The sequence below is a fragment of the Lachnoanaerobaculum sanguinis genome (assembly GCF_033242365.1).
Lineage (GTDB): Bacteria > Bacillota > Clostridia > Lachnospirales > Lachnospiraceae > Lachnoanaerobaculum > Lachnoanaerobaculum sanguinis.
The window spans coordinates 1-26,393 of sequence record NZ_BTHK01000025.1 but is presented as its reverse complement, the minus strand read 5'-3'; the positions used below and the strand labels follow the sequence as shown (position 1 = coordinate 26,393).

Here is a 26,393-nt window from a genome sequence, read left to right as displayed (position 1 = left end):
TTGATCAGGTCATTGACCCGTTCAAGGCGTTTTGTCTGGAGTTCATAATCCTCTATCAGATCCTGTATCTCCATCCGAGCTTCTGTAAGACCTGCTTTTAATCCTATGCTTTTCATGGCTGCATTCAGAATCAGCATAGCCTTCTTATGCCCATTTCCTCGGAGTTTAGCGTCTTTCCATATCTTTATGATACCTTCCACTCCTAGTCTTACTATCTCCTCAAGAGTTGGTGCCTGCTTTAACACCAGCAGACCTCCCTTGGCATCTATGTGTGTATAAATCCCCTTATATTCCGGGAAATACACTGCAACCCACTTCTGCAGACGGTTCTTCGCCCTTATCTGTTCTTCTACAAGCACAAACCGGCGGTTTGACGCATTCCGCAGTTCTGCATATACACCTGTCGGCATATATGAATAAAAATATCGTCCATCCCTTACAAGCCCTGCAATAACACGAGGATCTTTTCTGTCATTTTTAGATGGACTATTGTCATCTAATTCTTTGGTCTTATGCACATGGTGCGGATTTACCATCACAAACTTTATGTTCTTTTCACCCATGAACTGCCCAAGATCAAACCAGTAGTGACCGGTTGGCTCTATTCCTACCAGTGCCTCTTTAAGTTCATTTTTCTGCATCAGTTCCACAACCGAATTGTAAAAGCTGTTGAATCCCTCCATAGAGTTTGAAAACGCTACAGGCTTTCTGGTAAGTTCTATGCCTCTCCAGTTAAAAGCTCTGAAATAATGCTTTTCACTGCCAACATCAATGCCGACAATCATTGTTGTTTCTTTTACTTGTTCAATCTTCTTATTTTGTGTAGAATTCATTTATAGATACCTTCCTTATTCCGCTCATTTGCTAACTGGCCGGTCAGCAATGACAGTTTAACTTAGGTATCTATTTTTGTAAAATCATTTACTTTCTACACTTTGAATTATACAGGAAGCTATTTTCTTACCTAATATGTGTTGAGATAAACCTAATGGTTTTCTGTATTCCGCAATTTTATTTTTCAATAATCTTTTCTCTTTTTCATTTGATTAACTTAAGTTTACCATGCATTTTTTTATTTATCAAATTTTATATAAACTTATATTATAATCTTCTTCCAGCAATCTTCTTCCAGTTGGTGGCTCACCAGTATAATCTTTTAATGGTATGCCATATTTTATTAAGTGCTTTTCTTTTTCTTTCCTTTCATGGACGATTATTGGTTCTCTGTTATAGAAATAGTCAAAGTCCGTCGCTTCACCTCCTCCCCAAAAAATTTGTAAAGAAAAAGACGATAGTTTTTCTTCTATCGCCTTTGGTAACCATTTTTATGAATTTTTTTAATTACCGGTATCAAAAAGGTCTATTGTTTTTTCTATATGTATAACAGACCCTAAATAATACATAGCAATTACCTCCACTATTTAATCCATTTTCCCCTCACAAACAAAGATTGATTAAATCACTCCTGCTTTTTCAAAATGTTTTTTAAGTATCCTTGTTGCACCAAATGCTCCTATGCAAGCAAGAACAAAAGTTATCAAGCCAAATCCTACTGCCCACGAAACTTTGAAATAAGATAATGCTTCATTTATTTGTACTTCGCTCATTTTCCATTTTGATGCTCTTTCCACAAAGGAAGCTGTTCCGAATAAAATTACAGGAATTACTGTTCCTAAAAAATCTGCTAATGCAAATGTCCCATATCCAATAATCATTCGTCCCTTGCTCTCATAATTTCCTATAATCAAATCACATATCATTCCACCGATTACAGCAAAGACTGCATGAGGCAAATGTCCTCCTGACAATGCAATTAAACCAAGAAGCGTTCCTGATATTGTAAATACACCCTTCTTTTTAACTTTTACAGCCATAAGAATATAAACGGTAGCAGCTATCATAAAGCTAACTCCTGAAGCAATAAATCCTCCTATAACTGTTGTTGCCATAGCAAAGCTGGCTACCATGTATATGACAATTCCAATTGCATTAAAAATTCCGATTGTAATAAAATCACGACCATTTAATTTGTTTTTCATAAAAATCTCCATTCCGCCGCCAAGTTGCGGCACAAATAGTGATGAAAAGTATTTTTCACACTAGTCCTCCTAATAAATTCTCTGTATTACTATCATAAGAGCAATTATAAAAGCTCCTAATAGTCCAATCAATAAATCCGTTGTTCTAAACCGCAATTCTGTTAATGTTACCCTCTTCTCATCACTATCAAGTCCTCTGATAAGTGCCGAAGCTGACAATTCATCTGAAATCTTAATCATTCTCATTAAAAGTGGAACAAGCGTATATTTCATATATTTAATTGGATGTAGCAACGGGAAAAATCTGCTTGTTATGATTCCTCGAATCTTCATATTCTCTTTTAATGCCTTGAGTTCTATTTTTATAGTTGGTACAAACCTAAGCAAAACACTAAAAGGTATACCAATGCTTCTTGGTACTTTCATTCTATTTAACGCTTCCAGCATTTCACTTACACTTGTAGTCTTTGTTATATATCCACCAAATATAGCGATTAAGGTCATTCTTGATGCAAAGTAAATAAACATATATATTGCAAATACGATGCTTGCTTCGCAAAACTTTCCAAGCCCTAACTCTATGCAGTATAAAAGCACAAAAAACAAGATAAAGCGTAATGCTCTTTTCCACATTCCACTGTATACATACAGAAAAAAGGCGAAGACAAGCAGTCCGAAAAGTAGAATTGTATCGCTTATAAAAAAGCTCGTAAAGGAGGCAATTGGAAGTAGAGTAAGTTTTATTCTCGGATCTATAGTTTTTCTATCCGACAAGCTCTCTACCTCCTCTCATCTTGTCTAATATGAGAAATTTATTACTTTCATTCATATTCAAAACATTTTCTATTTTTCCATCTCCCATTACCCACAGCTTACTCACTGTGTTTGCTAAAAACTCAAAATCATGACTTATTACCAAAACTGTTGTACCATTTTTTAATTGTTCTTCAATCAGTTTTGCGACTGAAAGCATTGAGTCTTTATCACAACCTGATGTTGGTTCATCATAGATGAAAATCTTTGCCTGTTTCATCATTCCACAAGCTATTGTCAGTCTTTGTTTTTCTCCTCTTGATAAAGCAAACGGATGCTTATCAATGTATTTGTCTAAGTTAAGTACACTCAAGATAGACTTTGCCTTTTGAATTTTTTCTTTTTTATCCTTACCCTCCATACCAAGCAGCATTTCATCAAGTACACTTTCCGAAAATAACTGATAGTCTGAATCTTGAAATACAAAATATGACATATCCATTAAATCTTTACGATTCAACTCCTTATCTTTTTCCGCCCATATTTTTCCCTCTTTTATCTTCTCAAGTCCTGAAATCACTCTTGCAAAAGTAGTTTTCCCGGTACCATTTAAGCCGATAAGACCAATAGCTTTTCCGCACTCCATATTGAAATCAAGATGATTTAAAATGTACTGTTTTTGCTTCTTTCCGTCCTTAGCTATATTCGGATAGCAAAATTTCAAGTCTTTTCCGTTTATACTTTCATCATTTAATTGATATGAATCTTTCTTCTCACTTATTCTGTATTCTTCTAATTCAAGAGTTCTTAATCCATTTTCATCCCAAAACTTCCCTTCAAGATGGATAACTTCTTCCCGACTCAAATCCTGTGCAATTTCTCCATCTTTCATCAAAATAAAACGGTCAAATAAAGACTTTACATAGTACAAACGATGTTCAATTAGAACAACCGTTGTTCCTTTTTTCTTTAATTTCTCCAAAATTAAAAACAGGTCAAATGTTGCTTTCATATCCAAATTTGCTGAAGGTTCATCTAAAATTAAAACTTTCGGATTCATCGCATAGATGCTTGCAATAGCAATCTTTTGTTTCTGTCCGCTTGATAATTCAAAAACAGATTTTCCTTTCAGTTCCGGGGTATCCAGCTCTGCATATACTTCTTCTACTCTTTGTTTGATTTCATCTCTCGATTTGCAGATAGTTTGAAGACCAAAAGCTATCTCTTCATCTGTAGTTGTAGTAAAAAACTGACTTCTCGGGTCTTGAAATACAGTTCCTACAATATGCCCTATTTCATGAAGTAATAATTTGCTTATATCTTTTCCCGACGCAAAGGCTTCTCCTTTCATTTTGCCTTTGTAATAATGTGGAATAAGACCATTCATTACACTTCCAAGAGTGCTTTTACCACTTCCACTTTTCCCTGAAATTAAAACGAATTCACCTTTTTTAATTTCAAGATTGATATTTTTCAAAGCAGTTCGCCCATCTTCCCATTCATAAGAAACATCTTTTAGTAAAATCATGGTTACACCTCATACTGCGCTTTCCATAATTTTGTGTAGTAACCATTTTTATCAAGAAGTTCCCCATGCTTTCCTTTTTCAAGTAAATTTCCTTTTTGAAATACGAGAATTTGGTCAGCTTTTTGAATTGTTTTTAAATGATGAGCCACTACAAGTACAGTTCTATTCTTTGCAAGTTCTGTAATAGCATCTTGTATCAAAGATTCATTTACAGGATCAACATTACTTGTCATTTCATCAAGAATTAAAATCGGTGCATCTTTCAGAAAGGCTCTTGCAATAGATATTCTTTGTCTTTGTCCACCTGATAAAATCCCACCATTTTCTCCAATATCCGTTTCATAAGCTTTTGGTAAACTCATAATGAAATCATGTATCCTTGCCTTCTTTGCAGCTTCAATGATTTCCTCTTTTGTAGCTCCTTTTTTACCTACTCTGATATTTTCTTCAATCGTGTTATCAAACAGTTGAACATTCTGCATAACAATGCTGATACGATCTAAAAGCTCATCATAAGGAATATCCCTTATATCAATTCCTCCAAGCGTAATTTTCCCTTCCTGTACATCGTAAAATCTTAACAACAAGTTAGTTATCGTAGTCTTTCCACTTCCTGATTCTCCTACCAGTGCAGCCATGGTCTTTTCTCTAATCTCAAAACTTAAATTCTCCATTTTGAATTCATCTTGTTCATAGGAAAAAGCAATATTTTCAAAAGCTATATCATTATGTTTCGGAATAATTCCATCGACCTTATCCGGTATAATGTCTGCATATAAAATTCTTCCTAATCGCTCATAGCTATCTGTTGCCGAAACATAATACATATAACTTTGTTCCATAGAAGCGAACGGCTTATAAAACTCTTTTGAAATTACAGCAAAGATAATAAAATAAAGAGAATCAAGACTTCCCTTTATAACAAATATTGTTCCTGCAATTAAAAGAACCAAATATCCAATATCCAGTAAAAACCCAAATATAGATAACTGTTTTGCCTTGAATCTTGAAGCTGCTTTGCTTGTTTCTCCAAACTTTTTTGTCTTATTCATAAGCTCATTATCCAAGCTCTTATTCTCCACAAAACTCTTTAATACAGGTATTCCTCTCACATATTCAACAAATAGGCTAACCATATCAAGAAGTGCTGAGTTGTTCTGATTTTCTATTTTTTCAGATTGCTTAATTGTCATATATAGAAAAGCAAGTGCAATCGGAACGGATACTGCCATTGTCAGTGCCAACTTTATATCAATATTTGCAAGACCAATAAATACGACTGCAGCTATCAAAAAATCGCCAAACATTCTTGACCACATATGTCCTACAACAAGGGACATATTATCAACATCTTTGTGTAAAATTGTATTTATTTCCCCAAGTCGTTCATTGGTATAAAAACCCAAACTGAATTTCTTTAATTTGATAATCATGCGTTCTCTTATCTGCTGAACAATATCGAAACCTGCACTATGCTTTTTCATATCCGCAACCATGTTACAAATACCTTTGAAGACTACAAGTAGTCCAATCGCAATAAAATATTTATATAGGCTTGCTAAGCTCGTTCCATCAAAGATTCGGAACAGTATAGAAAATACGATAACAATCATGGCTATGGAGCTTAGTCCATAAAAGGCAAAGAATACACTTGATATAATCAAATCTCTCTTGCCGGTTTTTGTAAGTAATTTTAACATTTCTCTAAACATTTTCTGTTACCACCTCCGTACACTCGCAATCCGCTTTGCTACTTGCTCGTGAAAGACTATCGTCTTTCAAATTCCATCTATCTACTTTGTTCTGTGCTTCAACCATATCCTTATAGAACTCACATCTTTTCATCAGTTCTTCATGGCTTCCTGCATCAAGAACAACACCCTTATCCATAACAATAATTTGGTCTGAATCTCTAATTGTATTTAGGTGATGAGCAATTGTAATGATAGTTTTATCCTTGCTTAAATCATCAATTGCTTCGCCGATTAGTCTTTCATTTTCACTATCAACAGCTGCCATTGCTTCATCTAATATCAAAATCGGTGCATTTTTAAGTATCATTCTTGCTATGGAGATTCTTTGTTTTTCTCCACCGGATAACTTAACTCCCATTTCACCTACTCGTGTTTCATATCCATTTGGTAAAGCAGAAATAAAATCATGGCATCTTGCTTTTTTAGCTGCCTCTGTAACTTCTTCTTTTGTTGCATTCAGTTTTCCGATTGCTATATTTTCAAAAATACTTAAATCAAAAAGGATAACATCTTGCCCGACACTGCCGATCAACATTGAGATATTTTCTTGACTATATTCTTTTATGTCTTTTCCATTTATCAGTATTTGTCCTTCGTCTGCATCCCAAAATCCCATAAGCAAATTAGATACGGTACTTTTCCCACAACCGCTTGCCCCTACAAACGCATTCAAGCTATTTTTCTTAAAAGTCAAATTGATATTTTTTAGCTTAAAGCCATCTTTTCCATATGAAAAATTCACATCTTTAAATTCTATGTTTCCAAATTCTAAACCTTGTTCTGTCTTTTTGTTTGGAAGTGGAACTGTTAAAACTTTTACAATCGCCTTTAATGCCTCCCTAAACACAATAGAAAAATGTTGCAATGTAGCTGTCTTACTTATAGATGCAGTAAACGCAGATGATAAAATAATTGCAAGGATAAAATTAGGCGTTGTAATGTTCCCCTGATAAAGAAAGATACTTACCAAAATCATGACAATTACCACTCCAATTTCCATAAATATGTCAATGAGTCCCATTGGAATTGTAACCATCCCCATACTCTTTTTAACCCAGTAAATATATTCTCTTGCCGTTTTTAATGTTCTTTCACTAATCTCCTCTTCTTTAGCAAAAGCCTTAATAACAGAAATATTTTTTACATATTCCATTAGCTCTTCTCTCATCTTGTTTTCATGGTTAAAGTAAATAGCAAAGTTTTTATCCATTGTTTTCTGTGAAAGAACTTTTACCAAATACATGAGTGGAACTCCGGCAATCATTCCAAGTGCAAGACGCCAGTCCACAAAAATCATAGCTATGAAAATAATGGTAGGCAGAAGTGTAACTGACATTATTTCCGGAAGACCATGGGCAAGGTATACTTCCACTTGCTCTACATCATGCTGAACAATGTTCGTAAGCTCCCCGGTATTATGTTCTTTGAAAAATCCTAAACTTAGTTTTTTTAGATGCCCGATAATATCTATCCTAAGTTCTGTCAATTTTTCGTATGCCTTCTCATGAGCAACCTTTGTTGCAAAATAGTAAAACACGCCTTTTAATACAAACGATATAAAGATTCCTAAGAAAATATATTTCAAATTATCTTCGCTAATATTGTTTGTAATTAAAGAACTAATCAAATATACGAGTAAGATTTGTGGTATCAAATCACATACTATTTTTAAAGCAAGAAGTAAATTGGATAAGCCATTTTTTCCAATCACTTTTTTCCTTAATTCTTTTTCCGGCATGAACAACTCTCCTTTCAAAATTGAATAATATTGAATTTTAATTCAGTATTAAGGTTTAAAGTAAGACTTTGCTGATTACGCAAAGTCTATTTTTTAGTGCTGATTATAGGGATTCCACTCCCTTGTAATAACACCTTGCAATAAGTTTTAGCATATCTTTTGCCCACTCTTCACTTTGATAGTGCCTTGCTATTTCAAGAAGCCCCTCTGTAAAGTTACTGGCTAAAATATGAGCAAGCATTGGATCATATTCCTGTTTCGATTGTCTTTTTAAACTTACTTCAATATGAACCTGCATTTGTGATATGAGTTTGTATTTTGCTTCTGTATGTTTCGTTCCTGAGCTTTTATCCATCAAAATAATTAACTTCTTACGCTCTTTTAAAAGTTCATGAATGTAGTTTTCTCCAGCTTCATCAAACCTTTCAGAAGCAGAACCTTTTTCCAAAGACTCTTCCTCGTCAAAGGCTGACTCGAAATTTATATAAACTGAACTTACTACTGCATCAAACAAAACTTCCTTATTTTTGAAATAGGTATAAATGAGTGCCACAGGAATATCTGCTTCTTTTGCAATTTCTGTTAATTTGGCACCTCTATAGTCCTTTTCATAAAATACTTTTTCTGCTGCTTCTAGTATTCTATTTCTAACTTCTTCTTTTAATACTTGTGCCATAGCACGCCTCTCTCTATTCCAATACTGAATTTATATTTAATAATAAATTAAAATTCAATATTTGTCAAGATATCTATAGAAAACATATCGAAAACCTTTAAGAGCTTTGGATATTCTGCTTCACTACGCAAACTATCTTGTTTTACAAGCTACAAAATGTTATGAAAATCATTTATTTGCATTTTTATCTTCTTCTTTTCTCCAAACAAAAAAGGCGGTTAGATTTTACTCTAATCACCTTTTGATTCTATAACCTTGTTTATTCTATTTCATTACAACCCATTTACCTGATTTGGTAGAGCCTTCTCTTTTAATCTTACCGTCTGCTCTTAATTTTTTTATGTGATAACGAACTCCGTCAAAAGAAACATTTAAATGTTCCGCAATTTGTTTTGCTGTAATATTTGGCTCCATCATCATCAATTCAATAATTCTATTCGATACGGATTTCTCAATTTTTATTTCTTGGGTAGTTTCTTGGGTAGTACTACCATTAAACACCTTTAAAAACTCTGAATTTATACCCATAACTGCGTTAGTATAGTTATCTTCTTCATTGTCCGGATAAAACTTAAGTTCAGGAGAACCATTTTCTAATAGTGCATCTTTTGCTCGCCTTATGCCCGATCCGTAAGACTCTATCAAATTTAATGAAAAGAACATATCTTTAAGTTCTTTATTAAGATACTGCCGTCTATCAAAACTTCTATCCCTATTAAGAGCTTCGATAGTTACATGAGGAAGTGGTCTGTTATGGTTTACAAAAGAAATTCTATCCTTGTAAATATATATTCCTACATATTCAGGCGTATCATATTCTTTATGCAAAATAGCATTAGTAGCAAGTTCCTCAAATGCTGTGAGCGGATAGTTATAGATAATCTTATGCTCAATTTTATCAGCTTCCCTTATGGTGTATGAAGCCATAATATTATCTTCAAAATACTTGCTGACTTGTTTTGCCTGTATCCAAACCGGCCCATCAAATCTTTTTGATTCCATTTTATCCGTTCCGTCAATTTCTCTTATGATTTCAACATGGGCGTTTGGAATAAATTTATTTGGTGTTTCCGCAAACATCAGCACAGCAAAATTTTTAGCTCTATAACCACCATACTCACTTTCACTGACAAGTCCCATACTCTTTGCCATATCCAGCTTAGACATTTCTCTAATATCTTTCTTCGCTCCCGTCTGAAGCAGATATTCTTTCATATATTCATAGCTTAAATCATCTATGGTAGCTGTATCGTTCAAATTGGAACTAAAAGAAAAGTTTGCAAATTTCTTCAAAAGTTCAAATTCTTCGGTTGGGTTTGGTAGTCTTGAATCTCTGCCGACTCTGATATATCTTCCTGCCTTTAGCCTAATTTCTTTATCCTTTTCCGCCCTTTCACTCGTTTGAAACGGTCCGTTACTACCACTCTCTACTGCAACGACAATATAATATTCATCATCAATTTTGTCCGTAATAATGTGATAGTTTATTTTAGGGTGTATATTGGAAAGCAGAGATTTTAATTCATTTTCAATACCTTCAATTTTAGATTCTTTTATACCTTCTATCGGTCTTTTAGGAATTGCCTTTTCTCCCGTTTCTTTATTATCAACTTCTTTAATTCCAACAAACAACAAGCCTATCTCATTGTTCATATAGTTATTGGCAAAGGCACAAGCAGTTTTTAGAATTTTATCTTTAAAATTTGCCGACTTTTTATATTCGATAAAACTGCTTTCTATGTTTTGGTTTTCAAGAATGTTATGAGCCATTCTCTTTATATCTAAAAGCTGCATAATACCTCCTTTTCAAAAAATATTTCAATATATTATAACACTTTTAGAGTGTTTTTTACTCTGAAATTAGTTGTATCTTACTTTATCATATATGGCACCTTTGTGTGATTTTATTGAGTTTTGTCACCTTAATTTTACCACAAATGGACGCTCTTTTTCATTCACTTAATAAGTGAATTGTAATATTTAGTAGAAACATAGTAATAATGTAAGCTTTCAGCCACTTTCATGGTGTTATCACGAATAATTTAGGTTAAATGTATACTAATTATAGCAGCTCTTATATCAAGAATAACTTTCCACCTGTTCTACCAAATCTAATATAAGCTCAGAAAAGCTCTCTGCTATTTCCTCAAGATCAGTATAGTCATTATTATATCCACGCACCTTTCCGCTTTCCAAGTCTATAAATACGATGCTTCCGTCACCTAGACCTCCGATTGGAAAGGCTTTCCCGTGTTCACATTCGCTCATATACTCCTCGTATGCTTCTTCAAAGAATGTATAGTTTTCCTCCAGCCCCTTCAAGTCAAAAATCCATGGTTCCGCCAAATAGCAACCTCCCAGGTTAAGAAGTAGCCAACGGTACTCTGACGGTATCGATTCATAATTTGATTCAAACTTTTTTATATTATCTTCAGACTCCGGCCTGATGCCTTTTGTGAATACGCTTGCTTCATAAGCCGCCTTAATCCTTTCCAAGTGTTTTTCTAAAACAATATTACACATTTTTTCCTCCTTAATGAAATTACAGATGCTTTATTTAGATACTGACATTCCCTTAATTATTAGCTTATCCCTTAAAATGTAGTATATTTTAAGGGATAAAACATTGCCTCTCCAACAATGCTACTGTTTCCGCATGCTTAGTTTGAACTGCAAGTAATTGAATAAGAACAAACGACTTTACATTATATTCTTTTACTGTTCACTTTTTTATATTTCTGCTTCCTACTGTTTGGCTTATCAGGTATCGTCATTTCAATCTTCCCCGCCTCAAGCAAAGGCTTAATATATTTTTCTGAAAAGTTTCTTCTATCAGTCAGCTCCATAAATTCTTGCATTTTTTCCGGCTGCGAGGAACTGAGCAAAATTGAATAAGATCTTGTATCGTGACTTGCTCCTTAGCTTGTTCCTTTGAAGCAAGCTCTATAGATAGCCCGACTATAGCTGTTGCGACTTTGGATAAAGGAACAATAGTAATAAATTTTTTATTAGTCTATTTTACATACTGTATAAATCATTAATTTTTTTCAAATTTTCATCACTCGAAATATTTGTCCAACATGAACTGACATTTTTTGATTTGCACATAGCCGCAATCTTATCTCCAAGCGCAATTCTCGTTTTTTCTATATTCATTTCACTAACATTATATCCTGTAGGATTATTCCTCCACCCACAAAAATAGATTTTGTCCGCCTCCTCTACCATCCTTCTTTTGGACGCTACACTTACTACTTCTGAACAATTCGGTTTTCTCTGAAACTTTTTCGGAATTTTATTGTTTAATGCTTCAAATAAATCTATCGGTTTAAAAGTATGGTTTGGATCATATTTTATTTCTAAATATATAATAAGTTCTTTATAATCCTCTATATAAGTTTTTGCGCAATAGTTTTCATCAATTTCAATTTCAAAAACAATCGGATTCTTTCCCAAAGTTGATAAATACAATCTCATGGGTTTAATATCGGTTAAAAATATACAACTAAAGTCTTTCGAGTTATATGTAAATGGAAATATCGCTCTTTCCTCATTTTTTACTTTCATATCTTCATGTAATATTTTAAGTGCAGAAAATTCATACATCTTCAATCCCTCCTAAATTCTATTTCAACTTTCAATATCGCATGATCTGGTAATCCGGATATTTTTTTCTTAGACTCTGCTTGAATACCATTTTTATATCTAAGTGTATTCATAAAACTCCAATCATATTTAGCTTCAATGTCAACTTTACTATATTTATTTTTTAAATTAGTTACCAAATGATCAAGCTGCACTTTATCTTTATCCTCCGGCACTTCATCCGGCATAACATATGAATACTCTTCAGGATATGGGGGTGTACATAAGCTATATTTTTTCGCTGTTTTAGGTAGCGTTATGTTTTTTTCCGTTTCCCATCTCTGTCCCCAATATACATTAAAATCACCTATACAAATCACATCATGCTTTAACGAAGATAAATAGGTATCTAGTGCTTGAAACTGACGTTCAGAATAATTCAACTTATTAGAATAATTCAACCTATTATTTGATAGATCTTTCCTTATTCTCACTCCAATTATAGATAATTTTCGTCCACGGTATTTAACCTGTATTTCATAAAAATCCGGCGTAGAATTACATTTCAGAATTTCACTATTATTTATGCTGTCAGTTGTATAGTTAAAAGTATCATCAAATCCAAATGTGGATTTTTTCAATGCAATTAATATGCCATTTTTCTTTGTGGATGAGGAAATAAACCAATGATAATTATTCTTTTCTAAGACTTCAAAATAATAATCAATTCCTCTTGAAACTACAAATTCCGTCAAAACTATAATATCCGGCTGGTCTTTAATAATTTCCTCAATGACCCAGCTTTTAAGATTGTATCCATTATTGCTTGGAATGGTTGCAGCCATTCCTATATTCCATTCGTAAATTCTCATAAAAATCTCCATTCCGCGGTCAAGCCGCGGCACAAATAGTAATGAAAGTATTTTACATCTCAACTCTGTGATTTAAAATAGATAACAAGAAGCTATACTACAAAGCACGTGAGGAGAAGTTGTAAAAACTTTCTCTGTTTTAGACAGCATATTAATCAGTGTAAGTTCTGCCTTTTCAAACACAAATAAGTGGTATCACGAATCCGTACACTAAGAATTGTTAAAGCTCTTCGTTTTATTGTGTGGCAGTTCAGTCAATGGCTTCTTATCTTTTACGAAAGGAGTTACACTTTGAAAGTTACTTATCCAACTTGTTGTGGTGTCGATGTTCACAAATCTTTTCTCGTTGCCACAATCATCAAAACTACCGCCGGTATTGAACCTTCTTATCAAAAGAAGCGATTCTCTACCTTCAACAATTCTATTTTAGACTTTAAATCATGGCTTCTTGAAAATGAATGCCATGATGTCTGTATGGAATCTACAGGTAAATACTGGGTTCCTGTCTTTAATCTTCTCGAAGATCAAATCAATGTTACCATTGCTAATCCCAAATGGGTTAAAGCTGTTAAGGGTAATAAGGATGATACCAAAGATTCTAAATGGATTGGAGACTTATTTCGACTTGGACTTGTAAAAGGCAGTTATATTCCTTGTAAGTCAATTCGTATTCTTAGAGAATACACAAGATATCGCTACAAGCTTGTTTCTTGCCGTTCAAGTGAAAAGAATAGATATCAGAATGCTCTTACTGTTTGTAATATCGCATTAGATTCTGTTGTATCCGATATCTTTGGGAAGTCATCCTCATCCATTATCGATTATCTGCTTGAACAATCAGGTGCTACGATTAACCATGAAGAAATCGCTTCAAAACTTCTTAAGAGCCTCAAATCCAAAGAAGACGCTGTGATTGAATCTATCGAAAGATATCAGATGACTGATGCCCAGAAATATCGTATGCGCCTAATTCGCGCACATATGGATTATATCACAGCTGTAATCAATGATGTAGATAAACAGATTGAATCTTTGATTTCTTCCAATCCTGATTATGATAAAGCTATCCTGTTATTAACTACCATTCCGGGTGTCAAACGTGATAGTGCAATTACTATCATCTCCGAAATTAGTATTGATATGTCTCAGTTTTGTAATTCTAAACGCTTATGTTGTTGGGCAGGTCTTACCCCCGGCAACAATGAATCTGCCGGTAAGAAGAAATCTGTCCGTATTACACGTGCCGGTGTCTACCTCAAACCTGCATTAGTACAGTGTGCTCATGCAGCCGTGAAATCAGATAAGTCTCCTTACTACAAAAAGAAATATGAATCTCTTGTTAAACGCCGTGGCAAGAAAAGAGCTATTATTGCCATTGCCCGTATGATTCTTACAGCCATCTACTGGATGCTGTCTACCGGAGAGGTATGGAATCCAAGTGATCTTTACAAAATTGATATGCCTGCACCTTTAGTTGAAAAACAGAAGGCTAAGGCTATCAAGCAAGCCAAAAAACTTTTACAAAAGGAAGGCTTACTTCCTCCTGATAAACCTTCAGCTTCTTGATCAATCTACTAAATCTATATCCTTAAATAAGTTGCCTACTTAAGACAGCTTATTTAAGTGCGCGGGTTTATATCTTACCTCTACTTTCTTTCACACTAAGGCCTATCATAAAACCGAATCACCTTTAATAATACATTCCAATCGTGGCAGCCAGTATGTATCAAATGCTTGGCGTGAATCCACTAAAACTATGCAACGAAGCTATTCTCGTTGTGCCTATCCATATGATAATGCTTGCATTGAATCATTTCATTCATTGATTAAAAGAGAATTGCTAAACAGATTCAGTATTCAAGACTACAGCCACGCCTATAGTCTTGTGTTTGAATACATTGAAGCCTTTTATAACACGGTAAGGATTCATAGTCATTGTGATTATATGTCTCCTGACGAGTTTGAAAAGCTATATAATAAGGTACATGTTCTTCCGGCATCTTAGCCGGTAGAACCTCTCATCTTAATTTGTACTAAATCTTGACATAGGACCATAGAACGCCCTTTGAGACATGCTATGGGGCTTAATTGCCCTATAGCAACAAATTAGGTCATACTGTTACAAAAATGCTTTACCACAATAAATATATTATAATTGAATTTTTTCACACATCTCTTCAAAATCATCAATATTTACCGTTATATCAACACATCTATTATTAAATTTGTCCCTAAGATTAATATTTAACCCTGTACTATCTAAAGTTAATTTTATATTACCATGTGCAACAGCATTTCTTATTTTGGTAAGTATAAATTTTCTTGGTAACTCTACTTTATCATCACTCTTCACATTATTTGACTGATAATATTCATTACACCAATCAACTAAGTCTTTAGAGTTATATTGAAATTTAGATGAATCAATAAATTCTGTACTTAATGGTTCTAAATCATCATCTTCAGTCCTTATCATTATATCATATAATTTTAAGACTGAAAAAAGATTATTGAATGCTACTATATCATCCTCATCCTCTTTTAGCTCATCTATTCTTTTTTTACAATCAGACTCAAATTCTTTAGTTATTATACCAGTTTTTAAATGTGAATTATACTCAATTATGGTATCTACCACTATCCTTAAATGCACCATAAAATTCGAAAACTCTGATTCAAAATCAAATAATAATTTTAAAAACCAACCTATAGCCACTGCATTAAGTATTTTCCCTTCTACTTTAAACGATTTTATTAATTTTAAAATATTATCTTCTACTTTTTCTGATTTTATAATAAAATTACTATCCTTATCAAGAAAATCAAATATTGTTATATAAGAATCTTGATGTTTTACATATTCAATCATTGGATGTTGCTTTTTACTTAAGTCATACTTAATATCTGCATCAAATTTATATTTTATTTCATAAAAAAATAAATCCTCTGAAGAATTCCTATTACTATCAAAATTACACAAAAAACTATGCTTATATGGAATGCCATATATAGCTTGGTTTGAATAAAATATTTCTACAAATTTATGAATTATTCTTTCAAATGCAATGCCACAATATCTTTTAATTCCTTTATCTTTATTATATATACCATAATAATACATATACCCTATTTCATTTTGTTCAAAGCAACCATACTGCATATGTGCAAAAGAATTTCTTAATATACTAACTTGGTTAAAAAATTTGGCAACAATAGGTTCAGCAATAATAGAATCATCAGATTCAGTATTTTTATTATCCAAATTTGCAAAGATTGCTATTGGGTTATCTTTAAAATTATCGTCGCTAAAATTTATATTTTCAAAAATAGTATTTTTAGGACTTTCATCTATTACTTTTCTTATAAGTTTGTAATATTCCGAAATATCAAACTCAAAAATAGCATTTGCAAAGTCTATATATTGAAAATTTTTTTTAAAATACTCTTTTTCCAATTTTTCCTTATTAAACATCATAACAGTTGAATCTAAAAAAACTCTAAACCTAAATAAATTTCCTATATCCAAACTTTGTAACTTATCAAAAATAGCACTACTATCAAAACAACCCCTATAACAATTTTGAAAAAAACAAATCATATCCCAATTATTTTGAATATATCCAGTCATATCAACCTCACTTATATACTGACTACTATATGTACGTATTTAATTTCTTATACTATATTTACATTTTCTTCAACAAGCACACCCCTTCCGCATGCTTCGTATGACAAAAGCAATCAAACACCATCCCCTTTTCAAATCTGTACCTTTGCTTATTAAAAACCTCCAAATCCCTTGCCAGTGTCTCGGGGTTGCAGGACACATATACCACTTTCTTCGGTTTCAGCCTGCCTACCGCGGCTATGAACTCCTCTGTGGATCCGGTTCTTGGTGGATCCAGGATTACAACATCTATCTTTTCATTAGCTGCTGCCAAATCGTTTATAAATGCGGTTGCATCGGCATTATAAAATTTCACATTCTTTATATTGTTTATCTTGGCATTCGTGATGGCATCTTTGTGGGCATCCTTATTTAGCTCCACAGATATTACTTCCTTTACGGACTTTGACGCAATCAGTCCGATAGTTCCAATTCCGGAATAGGCATCAAGCAGTATCTCATCCCCTTGCAAACCTGCATACTCTATTGCCTGAGAGTAAAGCTTTTCGGTTTGATCTCTGTTTACCTGATAGAATGACTTCGGTGAGATTTTAAATGTAAGTCCACAGAGTTCATCTGTGATATAGCCCTTGCCATACATCACTATCTCCCTGTCACCAAGTACCATGCTTGTGTTTTTGTTATTTATATTCTGCACTATTGTAGTTATCTCGGGATGTTCTCCTCTCAGTACCTTTATAAAGGCATTCTTATTTGGGAATATTACATTTGAGGTCACCAAAACCACTATGATCTGACCGCTTTTCTTTCCTACACGTATCAGTACATGGCGCAAGAAGCCGAAGCCGCTGTCCTCATCATATGCCTTTATTTTAAATGAAACACACATCTTTTTGATGGTCTGTATGATACTTCCCGCCTTCTCATCTTCAATCAAACAGTTTTTTGTATCCACCACTCTATGTGAGTTCTTTTCGTAAGTGCCTGCAATGATTTTCTTGTTTTCAAAGCCGAAAACCGCACTTACTTTGTTCCTATAATGATAGGGATTGCTCATGGAGACAATCCCGTCAAATTTGCCGTATTTTTTTATCAATGAATTTGCTGTGTCAAGTTTCTCCTTGACATGCTTATTGTATGAACTGTTTATATAATCGCAGCCGCCACATTTTTTGGCGACTGCACATTTTAGCTCTTTTGAAGCTTTTATATTTCTTTTGTTAATTCCTTCAGCCATGCTTTCTCTTCTTCACTAAGTCCATAGGATATGGAATCATAGACCTGCTTTTGATATTTATTATAAAACTCTATATCTTTCTTTGTCATTACATCTACCAATAGCGGTTCACTGTCTATAGGCGCCATGGTGAGGCTTTCAAATCCGAGGAAACCTTCCTGCTTTTCAATAACATTCATCAAAATTTCCATTCTGATACCATGCTTACCGCTTATATATACTCCCGGCTCATCACTCATTATCATACCCGGCTCGAATTCAAGATTTCTGAATACATCTTTGTTTATCTTGTTTCTGATAGATGTAGGTGCTTCATGGACCGTATTTACAAATCCTACACCATGTCCGGTACCGTGATTATAATCCAGTCCATGCTCCCAAAGTGCCTCTCTTGCCTTTATATCAAGGCAAACGCCTATTGCTCCTCTCTTAAATGTAGTATTTAAAAGTCTGAGCATACCGATGGTTACCAAGGTATAATGAAGCTTCTCTTCATAGGTATTTTCTCCAAGAGAAATTGTTCTGGTTACATCTGTGGTACCGTCCTTATATGTAGCACCTGAATCAAACAGGTATAATCCTTTAGCTTCCAGCCCCTTTGCGGTCTCATACTCCGCTTCATAGTGAACTATTGCACCGTTTTCGGCATAACCTGATATAGTCGGGAAGCTTAAATCAAGGAAAAGATCATCCTCTCTTCTTAAATTGTCAAGATAATCTGATGCTGTCTTTTCTGTAAGCTTGGCACCCCTTTTTACCTGCTGCTTTATCCAGTACATATACTTAGCCATATATACACCGTCTCTGATATGAGATTTTTTCATATTTGAAACCTCAACATCATTTTTGATGTTTTTCAGATAGGTTACAGGGCTTAATACACTGTAAAGTTTGTTTGCATTTTCTTTTTTACTTATTGAGATAAAAGTCTTATAGCTGACATCCGCCTCATCAAACATTATCTGCTTGTTTTTAATGCCTGCCACAGTTTCATCAAAACTCTCATATGGCTTTATATCTATTCCGTTCTCATCCAGATATGTTCTTACCTCATCACTGAGCGCCTCATCCTGAATAAATAATGTAGCCTTGTCACTCTCAAGTATAAAATAAGACAGGAAAAGCGGATTGCATTTTATATCAAAGGCTCTAAGATTAGTTAGCCATGCAATATCGGATAATGAAGATACTATCAAAAGATCTCTACCCTTCATCCTTTCTCTTACTTCACTAATCTTTTTTGCCGCCGACTTTCCTGCATACTTCTCATCTAATATAAATACCTTTGTGTGAGGTCTTTGCGGTCTGTCAGTCCAAACCTCATCAGTGATTTCTTTGCCGATTACAAGCTTTACACCTTTTTTTACAACTTTGCCTGCAATTACTTTTCCTTCCGAGAAGCTTAGAAGTGAACCGTTAAATCCGAGTACTTCATCTTTTTTCATCTTTTCTTCCAAGAGTTCATCAAGATTAGGTACTCCGGACTCTCCCATTTTCATAAGAGTTATTCCGCTGTCTTTGAGCTCACTTTCTGCCTGTAAAAAGTATCTTCCGTCTGTCCAAAGATAAGCTTCTTCCTTCATTACAAGGAGTGTACCCGCACTTCCTGTAAAACCGCTTAAAAATCTCCTGCATTTGTCATATTCTGTAGGATATTCACTTTGATGTGCATCAGAAGAAGGGGATATCCATGCGTCTATCCCCTCTCTTTGCATTACTTTTCTTAAATCAACAATTGTCTGTTTCATAATGCTCCTTTATATTAAATATTTATAAAGCCAAATTTTACCAATGCATTAAAAACTCCGTCATCGGCTATATTGTCGGTGACATAGTCCGCATATTGCTTTAGTTCCTCTATTGAATTGCCCATGGCTATACCAAGTCCCGATTCCTCCAAGATTTCCTTATCATTCATTGAATCCCCGAATGAAACCGTATCTTTTAAATCGACACCGAAGTAATTACATAGGCGTTTTAGTCCTTCCGCCTTGCTTGCAACCTTTTCTACAACATCAGCTCCGAACATTCCTGCAAAGAGCGGCAGTTTCAAAGTTGGAAATTTCTTTTCTATATCCTTTGCACCTTCAACCGGTCCTATATAAGTCAATGTTCTTATGGGCAGGTCAAATAATTCTTCAGCCGGATAAAACTTTCTAAAATGCTGTCCCCATCTCTTAATATCATATGCATCAATTATATGCGGATTAAAAAAATAATCCTTATCTTCAAGGGTAAGTCCAATAGAGCATTCCTTGCCTTCTACATATTTTGCCAGACCTCTTAAAACATCCTTATCAAAAAAATGTTCAAAGATTTTTTCTTCTCCCACCTTTACTAAGGTACCGTTAAGACCGATCACAGCATCAGGCTTTACTATATCAACGAATTGCTTACTGTCGCTGTTTTCAGGATTTCTACCTGTAGCAAGGACTATGATATGCCCCTGCTCTCTTAGCTTTTCTATAGCCAAAAGAGCTGAAGGGGTTATCTTATAATCTTCATGATTAAGCAATGTCATATCAATATCAAAACTGAAAATCTTTTTATTTTGCATTATCCAACCTTAATTTACTCAAATGCCAAATATCTCTTACATATTCTTCAATGGTTCTGTCGGATGAGAATTTACCTACATTTGCAGTCTGTGTAAGTGCCATCTTTGCCCATCTCTTCCTATCTCTGTAAGCCTTATCAACTTCTTCATGAGCCTTGGCATAACTTCTGAAATCCTTCAATATGAAATATGTATCGGCTCTGTCATGACCGCTATTCTTTAAGAGTGAATCATAGATTTCTCTAAACTCCTCAGTGTTGTTTGGAGAATAGAATCCGTTTACAAGCTGCATAAGTACAGTTCTGATCTCACTGTCACTGTTAAAAATAACCATCGGATCATATTCATGATTCTTCTCATATGCAATAACTTCATCTGAAGAAAGTCCGAAGATAAATGCATTCTCCTGACCAACTTCTTCAACTATCTCGACATTTGCACCGTCCATAGTTCCTATAGTAGGTGCACCGTTAAGCATAAACTTCATATTTCCGGTACCTGAAGCCTCTTTACTTGCAGTAGAAATCTGTTCACTGACATCAGCTGCGGCAAAGATTATCTCGGCATTTGATACCTTGTAATCCTCTATGAATACAACCTTTATCTTATTATTGATACTCTTGTCATTATTGATAACATCAGCAACGGAGTTTATAAGCTTAATTGTCTGCTTTGCTCGTCTGTATCCTGCAGCCGCCTTGGCACCGAATATAAATGTTCTCGGATACATATCGAAGTTATCATCATTTTTAAGCTTATTATAAAGATACATTACATGTAAAATATTTAAAAGCTGACGCTTATACTCATGCAATCTCTTTACCTGTACATCAAAGATAGAATCGGGGTCTACATCTACACCGTTATGTTCCTTAATATACTTCACAAGCCTTAATTTATTTTGATACTTTATCTCCATGAACTCAGCCAGAGCTGTTTCATCATCCAAATAATCCTTAAGACCTGCCAAAAGCGGTAAATCAGTAATAAACTTATCGCTTCCAAGCTTCTTTGTAATCCAATCTGTTAAGAGAGGATTTGCATGAACAAGGAATCTTCTTTGAGTAATACCGTTAGTCTTATTGTTAAACTTATCAGGCATCATCTCGTAGAAGTCTTTAAGCTCCTGATTTTTTAAGATTTCTGTATGAAGTCTTGCAACACCGTTTACGGAAAATCCTGCTACAATAGCCATATAAGCCATTCTTACCTGGCCGTTGTAAAGTATTGCCATGTTCTTTTCTTTTTCTGCAAAGTTGTGCGGATATCTTGCTCTTATCTGCTCTACAAATCTTCTGTTTATCTCATCTACTATTTGATAAACTCTTGGAAGCAGTGATTTAAACAAGTCTATAGGCCACTTTTCAAGCGCCTCCGCCATTATTGTATGGTTTGTATATGCCATACACTCTGTAGTAATCTTCCATGCCTCATCCCAGCTTAATCCTTCCTCATCCAAAAGAAGTCTCATAAGCTCAGGTATTGCTACTGTAGGATGAGTATCATTTAACTGGAATACCACTTTCTTTGGCAAATCATGTATATCGCTGTGATTTTCTTTAAACTTGTCAAGCGCTCTTTGAAGGCTGGCTGAGATAAAGAAATACTGTTGCTTTAATCTAAGTTCCTTACCCGCATAGTGATTATCGTTCGGATAAAGTACCTCTACCAATGTCTTTGCAAGATTCTCCTGCTCAAGCGCCTTTTGATAATCTCCCTTATCAAACTGCTCAAGGCTGAAGTTTGTAATAGCCTCGGCATCCCAGATACGAAGTGTGTTTACCATTCCGTTCTCATATCCCAGTACAGGCATATCATAAGGAATAGCTCTTACAGAACCGTAGTTCTCCTGTATAAACTTCTCCTTACCGTCTACATTTTCAACTCTTACATTTCCACCGAATTTTACAATATAAGAATATTCACTTCTCTTTATTTCAAAAGGATATCCGTTTTTGATCCAGTTATCCGGAACTTCCTTTTGATATCCGTTTTCTATTTTTTGCTTAAACATACCGTAGCGGTATCTAATGCCGCAACCGTATGCAGGATAATTAAGAGTTGCAAGAGAATCAAGGAAGCATGCGGCAAGTCTTCCAAGACCGCCGTTTCCAAGAGCAGGGTCACTCTCCTGATCCTCTATATCCGTCAAATCAAAACCAAGCTCATTTAAAACTTGTGCAACTTCTTTTCTTGCACCGAGATTTATTATATTGTTGCCGAGGGCCCTACCTATCAAAAACTCCATTGACAGATAGTATAGAATTTTTGCATCCTGAGCGTCATAAGCCTTATGTGTAGCTATCCACTCATCTATAATGGTATCTTTTATGGCGTAGGAAAGAGCATAGAAAACCTGCTCTTTACTCGCCTCATCTATAGTTTTTCTGTATAATACCTTTACATTATCCTCTATAGCTTTTTTTAATTCCTTAGCGTTCATCATCGTAAGTATATCTAACCTTTCTTACTCACTCCAAGGGATGTATTTTCTCCGTTCAAGTTCCAATCCTTAGTGTATCCCTCTACATTGTTATATACTATCTCATCTGCCAATGTGTCGTTCTTGATTACTGCTTCATTTTTCTTTATTATTTCAGCAATTCTCTCATTTCCTGTCTGTGAAAGCACGATATGATCAACCACCTCAAATCCCGCTTCCTTTCTCATAGTCTGAATTTTTGAAATAAGCTCTCTTACAAAACCTTCTTCAATAAGTGCTTCATCAAGTCTTATATCAAGTACAACTGTAGTCTTATTGTCGGCTTCTGTTACAAAGTCATCATTCTTTGCAGTTTCGATAAGCAAATCTTCTCTTCCAAGGCTGACCTTTTCACCGTCAAAGTCAAAGTCTAAACTTCCGTTTTCATTTAAAGACTTCATAGCCGCATGTCCGTCAAGTGAAGCAAGTGCCTCTTTTATCTTTCCTAAGAGCTTACCGTACTTAGGACCTACTGTCTTTAACTGTGGCTTAAATGAGTAGCTTACAAATTCTTCTACATCATCCTTAAACTCTACAGCCTTGACATTTAACTCATCCTCTATAATCTCTACATAGAACGGATCAAGTACAGTCTCAGCCTTAACATACATATTTCCGATAGGCTGACGGTTCTTTATATTAGCCGAGTTTCTTGCAGCTCTACCAAGTACTACTATGTCAAGTACCTCGTCCATGCTTACCTCAAGATCCTTGTCAATAAAATCTTCATTGACAGTCGGGAAGTCTGTTAAGTGGATACTTTCAGGAGCATTCTTATCTACGCTTCTTACAAGATTTTGATAGATTTCTTCTGTCATAAAAGGTATCATCGGTGCAGCTATCTTTGAAAGAGTTATAAGAGCTGTATACAAAGTCATATAAGCATTTACCTTATCCTGCTCCATTCCCTTTGCCCAGAATCTCTCTCTACATCTTCTTACATACCAGTTACTCATATCATCTGTGAAGCTTTGAAGTGCTCTTGCAGTCTCTGTTATCTTGTAGTTATTTAAATAGTCGTCAACTGTCTTCACCAATGTGTTAAGTTTTGATAAAAGCCACTTGTCCATTACGCTAAGCTTTTCGTACTCCAAGTTGTACTTTGTAGGGTCAAAGCTGTCGATATCTGCATAAAGCACATAGAATGCATAAGTATTCCAAAGTGTACCGAGGAATTTTCTCTGTCCTTCCTCAACGGCCTTGTCATGGAATCTGTTTGGAAGCCATGGTGCCGAATTCACATAGAAATACCATCTGATAGCATCTGCACCGAACTTATTGAGTGCATCCATAGGATCTACGGCATTTCCCTTTGACTTACTCATCTTTTGACCGTCTTCATCCTGCACATGTCCCATTACAATAACATTCTTGTATGGTGCCTTGTTAAATATAAGTGTAGATATTGCAAGAAGTGAATAGAACCAACCTCTTGTCTGGTCTACCGCCTCTGAAATAAAGTCGGCCGGGAACTGTGCCTCAAACTTCTCATGATTTTCAAAAGGATAATGATGCTGTGCAAAAGGCATAGATCCTGAATCAAACCAAGCATCAAGTACTTCAGGAGTTCTTTTCATCTCCTTACCGCACTCCGGACAGGTGATTGTCACAGCGTCAATATAAGGTCTGTGAAGTTCTATATTGTCAGGACAATTCTTTGACATAGACTTTAACTCTTCAATACTTCCGATACTGTGCATATGTCCACATTCACAAATCCATACGTTAAGAGGTGTACCCCAATATCTGTTTCTTGATACTGCCCAGTCCTGAATATTCTCAAGCCAATCACCGAAACGTCCCTTACCTATACTTTCAGGTATCCAGTTGATTGTATTATTATTTCTTATTATGTCTTCTTTAACCGCTGTCATCTTTATGTACCAAGATTCTCTTGCATAGTAGATAAGCGGTGTATTACATCTCCAGCAATGTGGATAGCTGTGCTCAAATACAGGTGCATCAAAGAGTTTTCCGTTCTCTTCAAGATCTTTTAATACAAGCTTGTCGGCATCCTTTACGAATACGCCTTCCCACTTTGTTTCCTTTGTAAGATTACCCTGTGCATCTACAAGCTGAACAAAAGGAAGATCATAGTTTCTACCTATTCTTGAGTCATCCTCACCAAATGCCGGTGCTATATGTACAATTCCTGTACCGTCTGTAAGAGTAACATAGCTGTCACATACTACAAACCATGCCTTACTCTTTACATTAAGTCCACCCCAAAGAGGCTCATACTCAATACCTTCAAGTTCCTTACCCTTATAAGTTTCAAGTACAGTATAGTCCTCTTTTAAAACAGTTTCAACCAATGCGCTTGCAAGAATATAGGTGTAATCGCCATGTTTTACCTTAACGTAGTCTTCTTCCGGATTTACACAGAGCGCCACATTACTTGGTAATGTCCAAGGTGTTGTTGTCCATGCAAGGAAGTATACATCCTCATCCTTTTTCTTAAATCTGACTATTGCCGATCTTTCTTTTACATCCTTATAGCCTTGTGCTACCTCATGGCTGGAAAGCGGTGTTCCACACCTTGGACAGTACGGAACTACTTTAAATCCCTTATAAAGGAGTCCCTTATCCCAAATCTGCTTTAGCGCCCACCACTCAGACTCTATATATGAGTCATGATATGTAACATATGGATCATTCATATCAGCCCAGAAACCTATAACATCTGAGAATTCCTCCCACATGCCCTTATATTTCCAAACCGACTCTTTACATTTCTCTATAAAAGGTGCAACACCGTAGTTTTCTATCTGCTCTTTTCCGTTAATTCCAAGTTCTTTTTCAACTTCTATCTCTACCGGAAGTCCGTGGGTATCCCAACCTGCTTTTCTTGGAACCTTATAGCCCTTCATAGTTCTATATCTTGGAATCATATCCTTGATAACTCTGGTTAAGGCATGTCCTATATGCGGCTTTCCGTTTGCTGTTGGCGGTCCGTCATAGAACATATATGTAGGAGCATCTTTTCTGTCTTCAATACTCTTCTCAAAAATATGGTTTTCACGCCAAAACTTTTCAACTTCTCTTTCTCTCTCTACAAATTTAAGGTCTGTAGGCACTTTCTTATACATAAAAATCCTTTCTTTGTAAGATGATTATATAAAAAAAGCCTGCCCTGTAACAGGACAAGCCAAAACTTATATACCACCTTTACAACATACTATCATATGTGTTCCTATAACGGGGAAACCGGCATATCCTACTCTTAATTCAGATTGCAACTCGGGAGTGATTTTCATCCATCGCTCCGTATCGGTCTTACACCGTCACCGACTCGCTGAAACTTCTGCCAAGGATTACTCTCTCCGTCTTTGTTTTTATTTTATAACCGGTTAATATTATAATCATTTGCAGATATTATGTCAATGGCACAAAGGCTTAAATACCCCTAATATATAAGCCATATATGATAAAGTCCCATTATACCACAAATAAAAATGTCCCACTTATGGTAGAATACTATTTTGTATATTCTAACACTAGGAGGGACTGACTTATCAGAAAGGTTATTTTATCAATGGATGAA

The 26,393-nt window shown here is 35.0% G+C and carries 20 protein-coding genes; 2 read left to right on the top strand and 18 right to left on the bottom strand.

Annotated features, from left to right (window positions below):
• The 12 genes from SBH76_RS12830 to SBH76_RS12775 all read right to left on the bottom strand — a co-directional run.
• A partial coding sequence (locus SBH76_RS12830) for an IS110 family transposase (protein ID WP_317978093.1) occupies positions 1 to 833 on the bottom strand: 833 nt, incomplete at its 3' end.
• Positions 834 to 1,454: 621 nt separating this feature from the next.
• On the bottom strand, positions 1,455 to 2,039 hold the full coding sequence (locus SBH76_RS12825; RefSeq protein WP_007591417.1) for an MptD family putative ECF transporter S component: 585 nt from the start codon (positions 2,037 to 2,039) through the stop codon (positions 1,455 to 1,457).
• A gap of 69 nt (positions 2,040 to 2,108) precedes the next feature.
• The gene (locus SBH76_RS12820) at positions 2,109 to 2,813 is read right to left on the bottom strand and encodes an energy-coupling factor transporter transmembrane component T (RefSeq protein ID WP_317978092.1); all 705 of its coding nucleotides are present in this window, start codon (positions 2,811 to 2,813) and stop codon (positions 2,109 to 2,111) included.
• Entirely contained in the window at positions 2,803 to 4,320 is a 1,518-nt protein-coding gene (locus tag SBH76_RS12815) for an ABC transporter ATP-binding protein (protein ID WP_317978091.1), read from the bottom strand. Before SBH76_RS12815 ends, SBH76_RS12820 begins: the two co-directional genes overlap by 11 nt.
• 2 nt (positions 4,321 to 4,322) lie before the next feature.
• Complete coding sequence (locus SBH76_RS12810; protein WP_317978090.1) at positions 4,323 to 6,032, bottom strand: ABC transporter ATP-binding protein; 1,710 nt, start codon at positions 6,030 to 6,032, stop codon at positions 4,323 to 4,325.
• Entirely contained in the window at positions 6,025 to 7,812 is a 1,788-nt protein-coding gene (locus SBH76_RS12805) for an ABC transporter ATP-binding protein (protein WP_317978089.1), read from the bottom strand. Before SBH76_RS12805 ends, SBH76_RS12810 begins: the two co-directional genes overlap by 8 nt.
• A gap of 103 nt (positions 7,813 to 7,915) precedes the next feature.
• Positions 7,916 to 8,488 (bottom strand): TetR/AcrR family transcriptional regulator, encoded by a 573-nt coding sequence (locus SBH76_RS12800; RefSeq protein WP_317978088.1) that lies wholly within the window; start codon positions 8,486 to 8,488, stop codon positions 7,916 to 7,918.
• 264 nt (positions 8,489 to 8,752) lie between these two features.
• Positions 8,753 to 10,282 (bottom strand): AlbA family DNA-binding domain-containing protein, encoded by a 1,530-nt coding sequence (locus tag SBH76_RS12795; RefSeq protein WP_317978087.1) that lies wholly within the window; start codon positions 10,280 to 10,282, stop codon positions 8,753 to 8,755.
• Positions 10,283 to 10,567: 285 nt separating this feature from the next.
• Complete coding sequence (locus SBH76_RS12790; RefSeq protein WP_317978086.1) at positions 10,568 to 11,011, bottom strand: SMI1/KNR4 family protein; 444 nt, start codon at positions 11,009 to 11,011, stop codon at positions 10,568 to 10,570.
• Positions 11,012 to 11,193: 182 nt separating this feature from the next.
• The gene (locus SBH76_RS12785) at positions 11,194 to 11,373 is read right to left on the bottom strand and encodes a Fic family protein (RefSeq protein ID WP_490338611.1); all 180 of its coding nucleotides are present in this window, start codon (positions 11,371 to 11,373) and stop codon (positions 11,194 to 11,196) included.
• 133 nt (positions 11,374 to 11,506) lie between these two features.
• On the bottom strand, positions 11,507 to 12,094 hold the full coding sequence (locus SBH76_RS12780; RefSeq protein ID WP_317978084.1) for a DUF6037 family protein: 588 nt from the start codon (positions 12,092 to 12,094) through the stop codon (positions 11,507 to 11,509).
• 2 nt (positions 12,095 to 12,096) lie between these two features.
• Complete coding sequence (locus SBH76_RS12775; protein WP_317978083.1) at positions 12,097 to 12,945, bottom strand: endonuclease/exonuclease/phosphatase family protein; 849 nt, start codon at positions 12,943 to 12,945, stop codon at positions 12,097 to 12,099.
• 291 nt (positions 12,946 to 13,236) lie between these two features.
• Here SBH76_RS12775 and SBH76_RS12770 point away from each other — a divergent pair, with 291 nt between their 5' ends.
• Together SBH76_RS12770 and SBH76_RS13870 are read left to right on the top strand one after the other, a co-directional pair.
• Positions 13,237 to 14,511, top strand: a complete 1,275-nt coding sequence (locus SBH76_RS12770) for an IS110 family RNA-guided transposase (RefSeq protein WP_317978082.1) — start codon at positions 13,237 to 13,239, stop codon at positions 14,509 to 14,511.
• A 190-nt stretch (positions 14,512 to 14,701) separates the two neighbouring features.
• Positions 14,702 to 14,950, top strand: a complete 249-nt coding sequence (locus tag SBH76_RS13870) for an integrase core domain-containing protein (RefSeq protein ID WP_317978081.1) — start codon at positions 14,702 to 14,704, stop codon at positions 14,948 to 14,950.
• 144 nt (positions 14,951 to 15,094) lie between these two features.
• On the opposite strand, the gene SBH76_RS12760 is transcribed toward SBH76_RS13870, so the two are convergent.
• From SBH76_RS12760 to ileS, 6 genes are read right to left on the bottom strand one after another with little or no spacing between them, the layout of a single operon-like run.
• Positions 15,095 to 16,573, bottom strand: coding sequence for a HEPN family nuclease (locus tag SBH76_RS12760; protein WP_317978080.1), 1,479 nt, complete (start codon positions 16,571 to 16,573; stop codon positions 15,095 to 15,097).
• 58 nt (positions 16,574 to 16,631) lie between these two features.
• On the bottom strand, positions 16,632 to 17,810 hold the full coding sequence (rlmD, locus tag SBH76_RS12755; protein ID WP_317978079.1) for a 23S rRNA (uracil(1939)-C(5))-methyltransferase RlmD: 1,179 nt from the start codon (positions 17,808 to 17,810) through the stop codon (positions 16,632 to 16,634).
• Positions 17,780 to 19,558 (bottom strand): aminopeptidase P family protein, encoded by a 1,779-nt coding sequence (locus tag SBH76_RS12750; RefSeq protein WP_317978078.1) that lies wholly within the window; start codon positions 19,556 to 19,558, stop codon positions 17,780 to 17,782. The genes rlmD and SBH76_RS12750 overlap by 31 nt, the downstream gene beginning before the upstream one ends.
• A gap of 14 nt (positions 19,559 to 19,572) precedes the next feature.
• Entirely contained in the window at positions 19,573 to 20,367 is a 795-nt protein-coding gene (locus SBH76_RS12745; RefSeq protein WP_317978077.1) for an HAD family hydrolase, read from the bottom strand.
• Complete coding sequence (locus SBH76_RS12740; protein WP_317978076.1) at positions 20,357 to 22,813, bottom strand: glycogen/starch/alpha-glucan phosphorylase; 2,457 nt, start codon at positions 22,811 to 22,813, stop codon at positions 20,357 to 20,359. The genes SBH76_RS12745 and SBH76_RS12740 overlap by 11 nt, the downstream gene beginning before the upstream one ends.
• A gap of 11 nt (positions 22,814 to 22,824) precedes the next feature.
• Positions 22,825 to 25,938 carry an isoleucine--tRNA ligase gene (gene ileS, locus SBH76_RS12735; protein WP_317978075.1) on the bottom strand — a complete coding sequence of 1,038 codons (3,114 nt, stop codon included), beginning with the start codon at positions 25,936 to 25,938 and terminating at the stop codon, positions 22,825 to 22,827.
• Between the last annotated feature and the right edge of the window lie 455 nt (positions 25,939 to 26,393).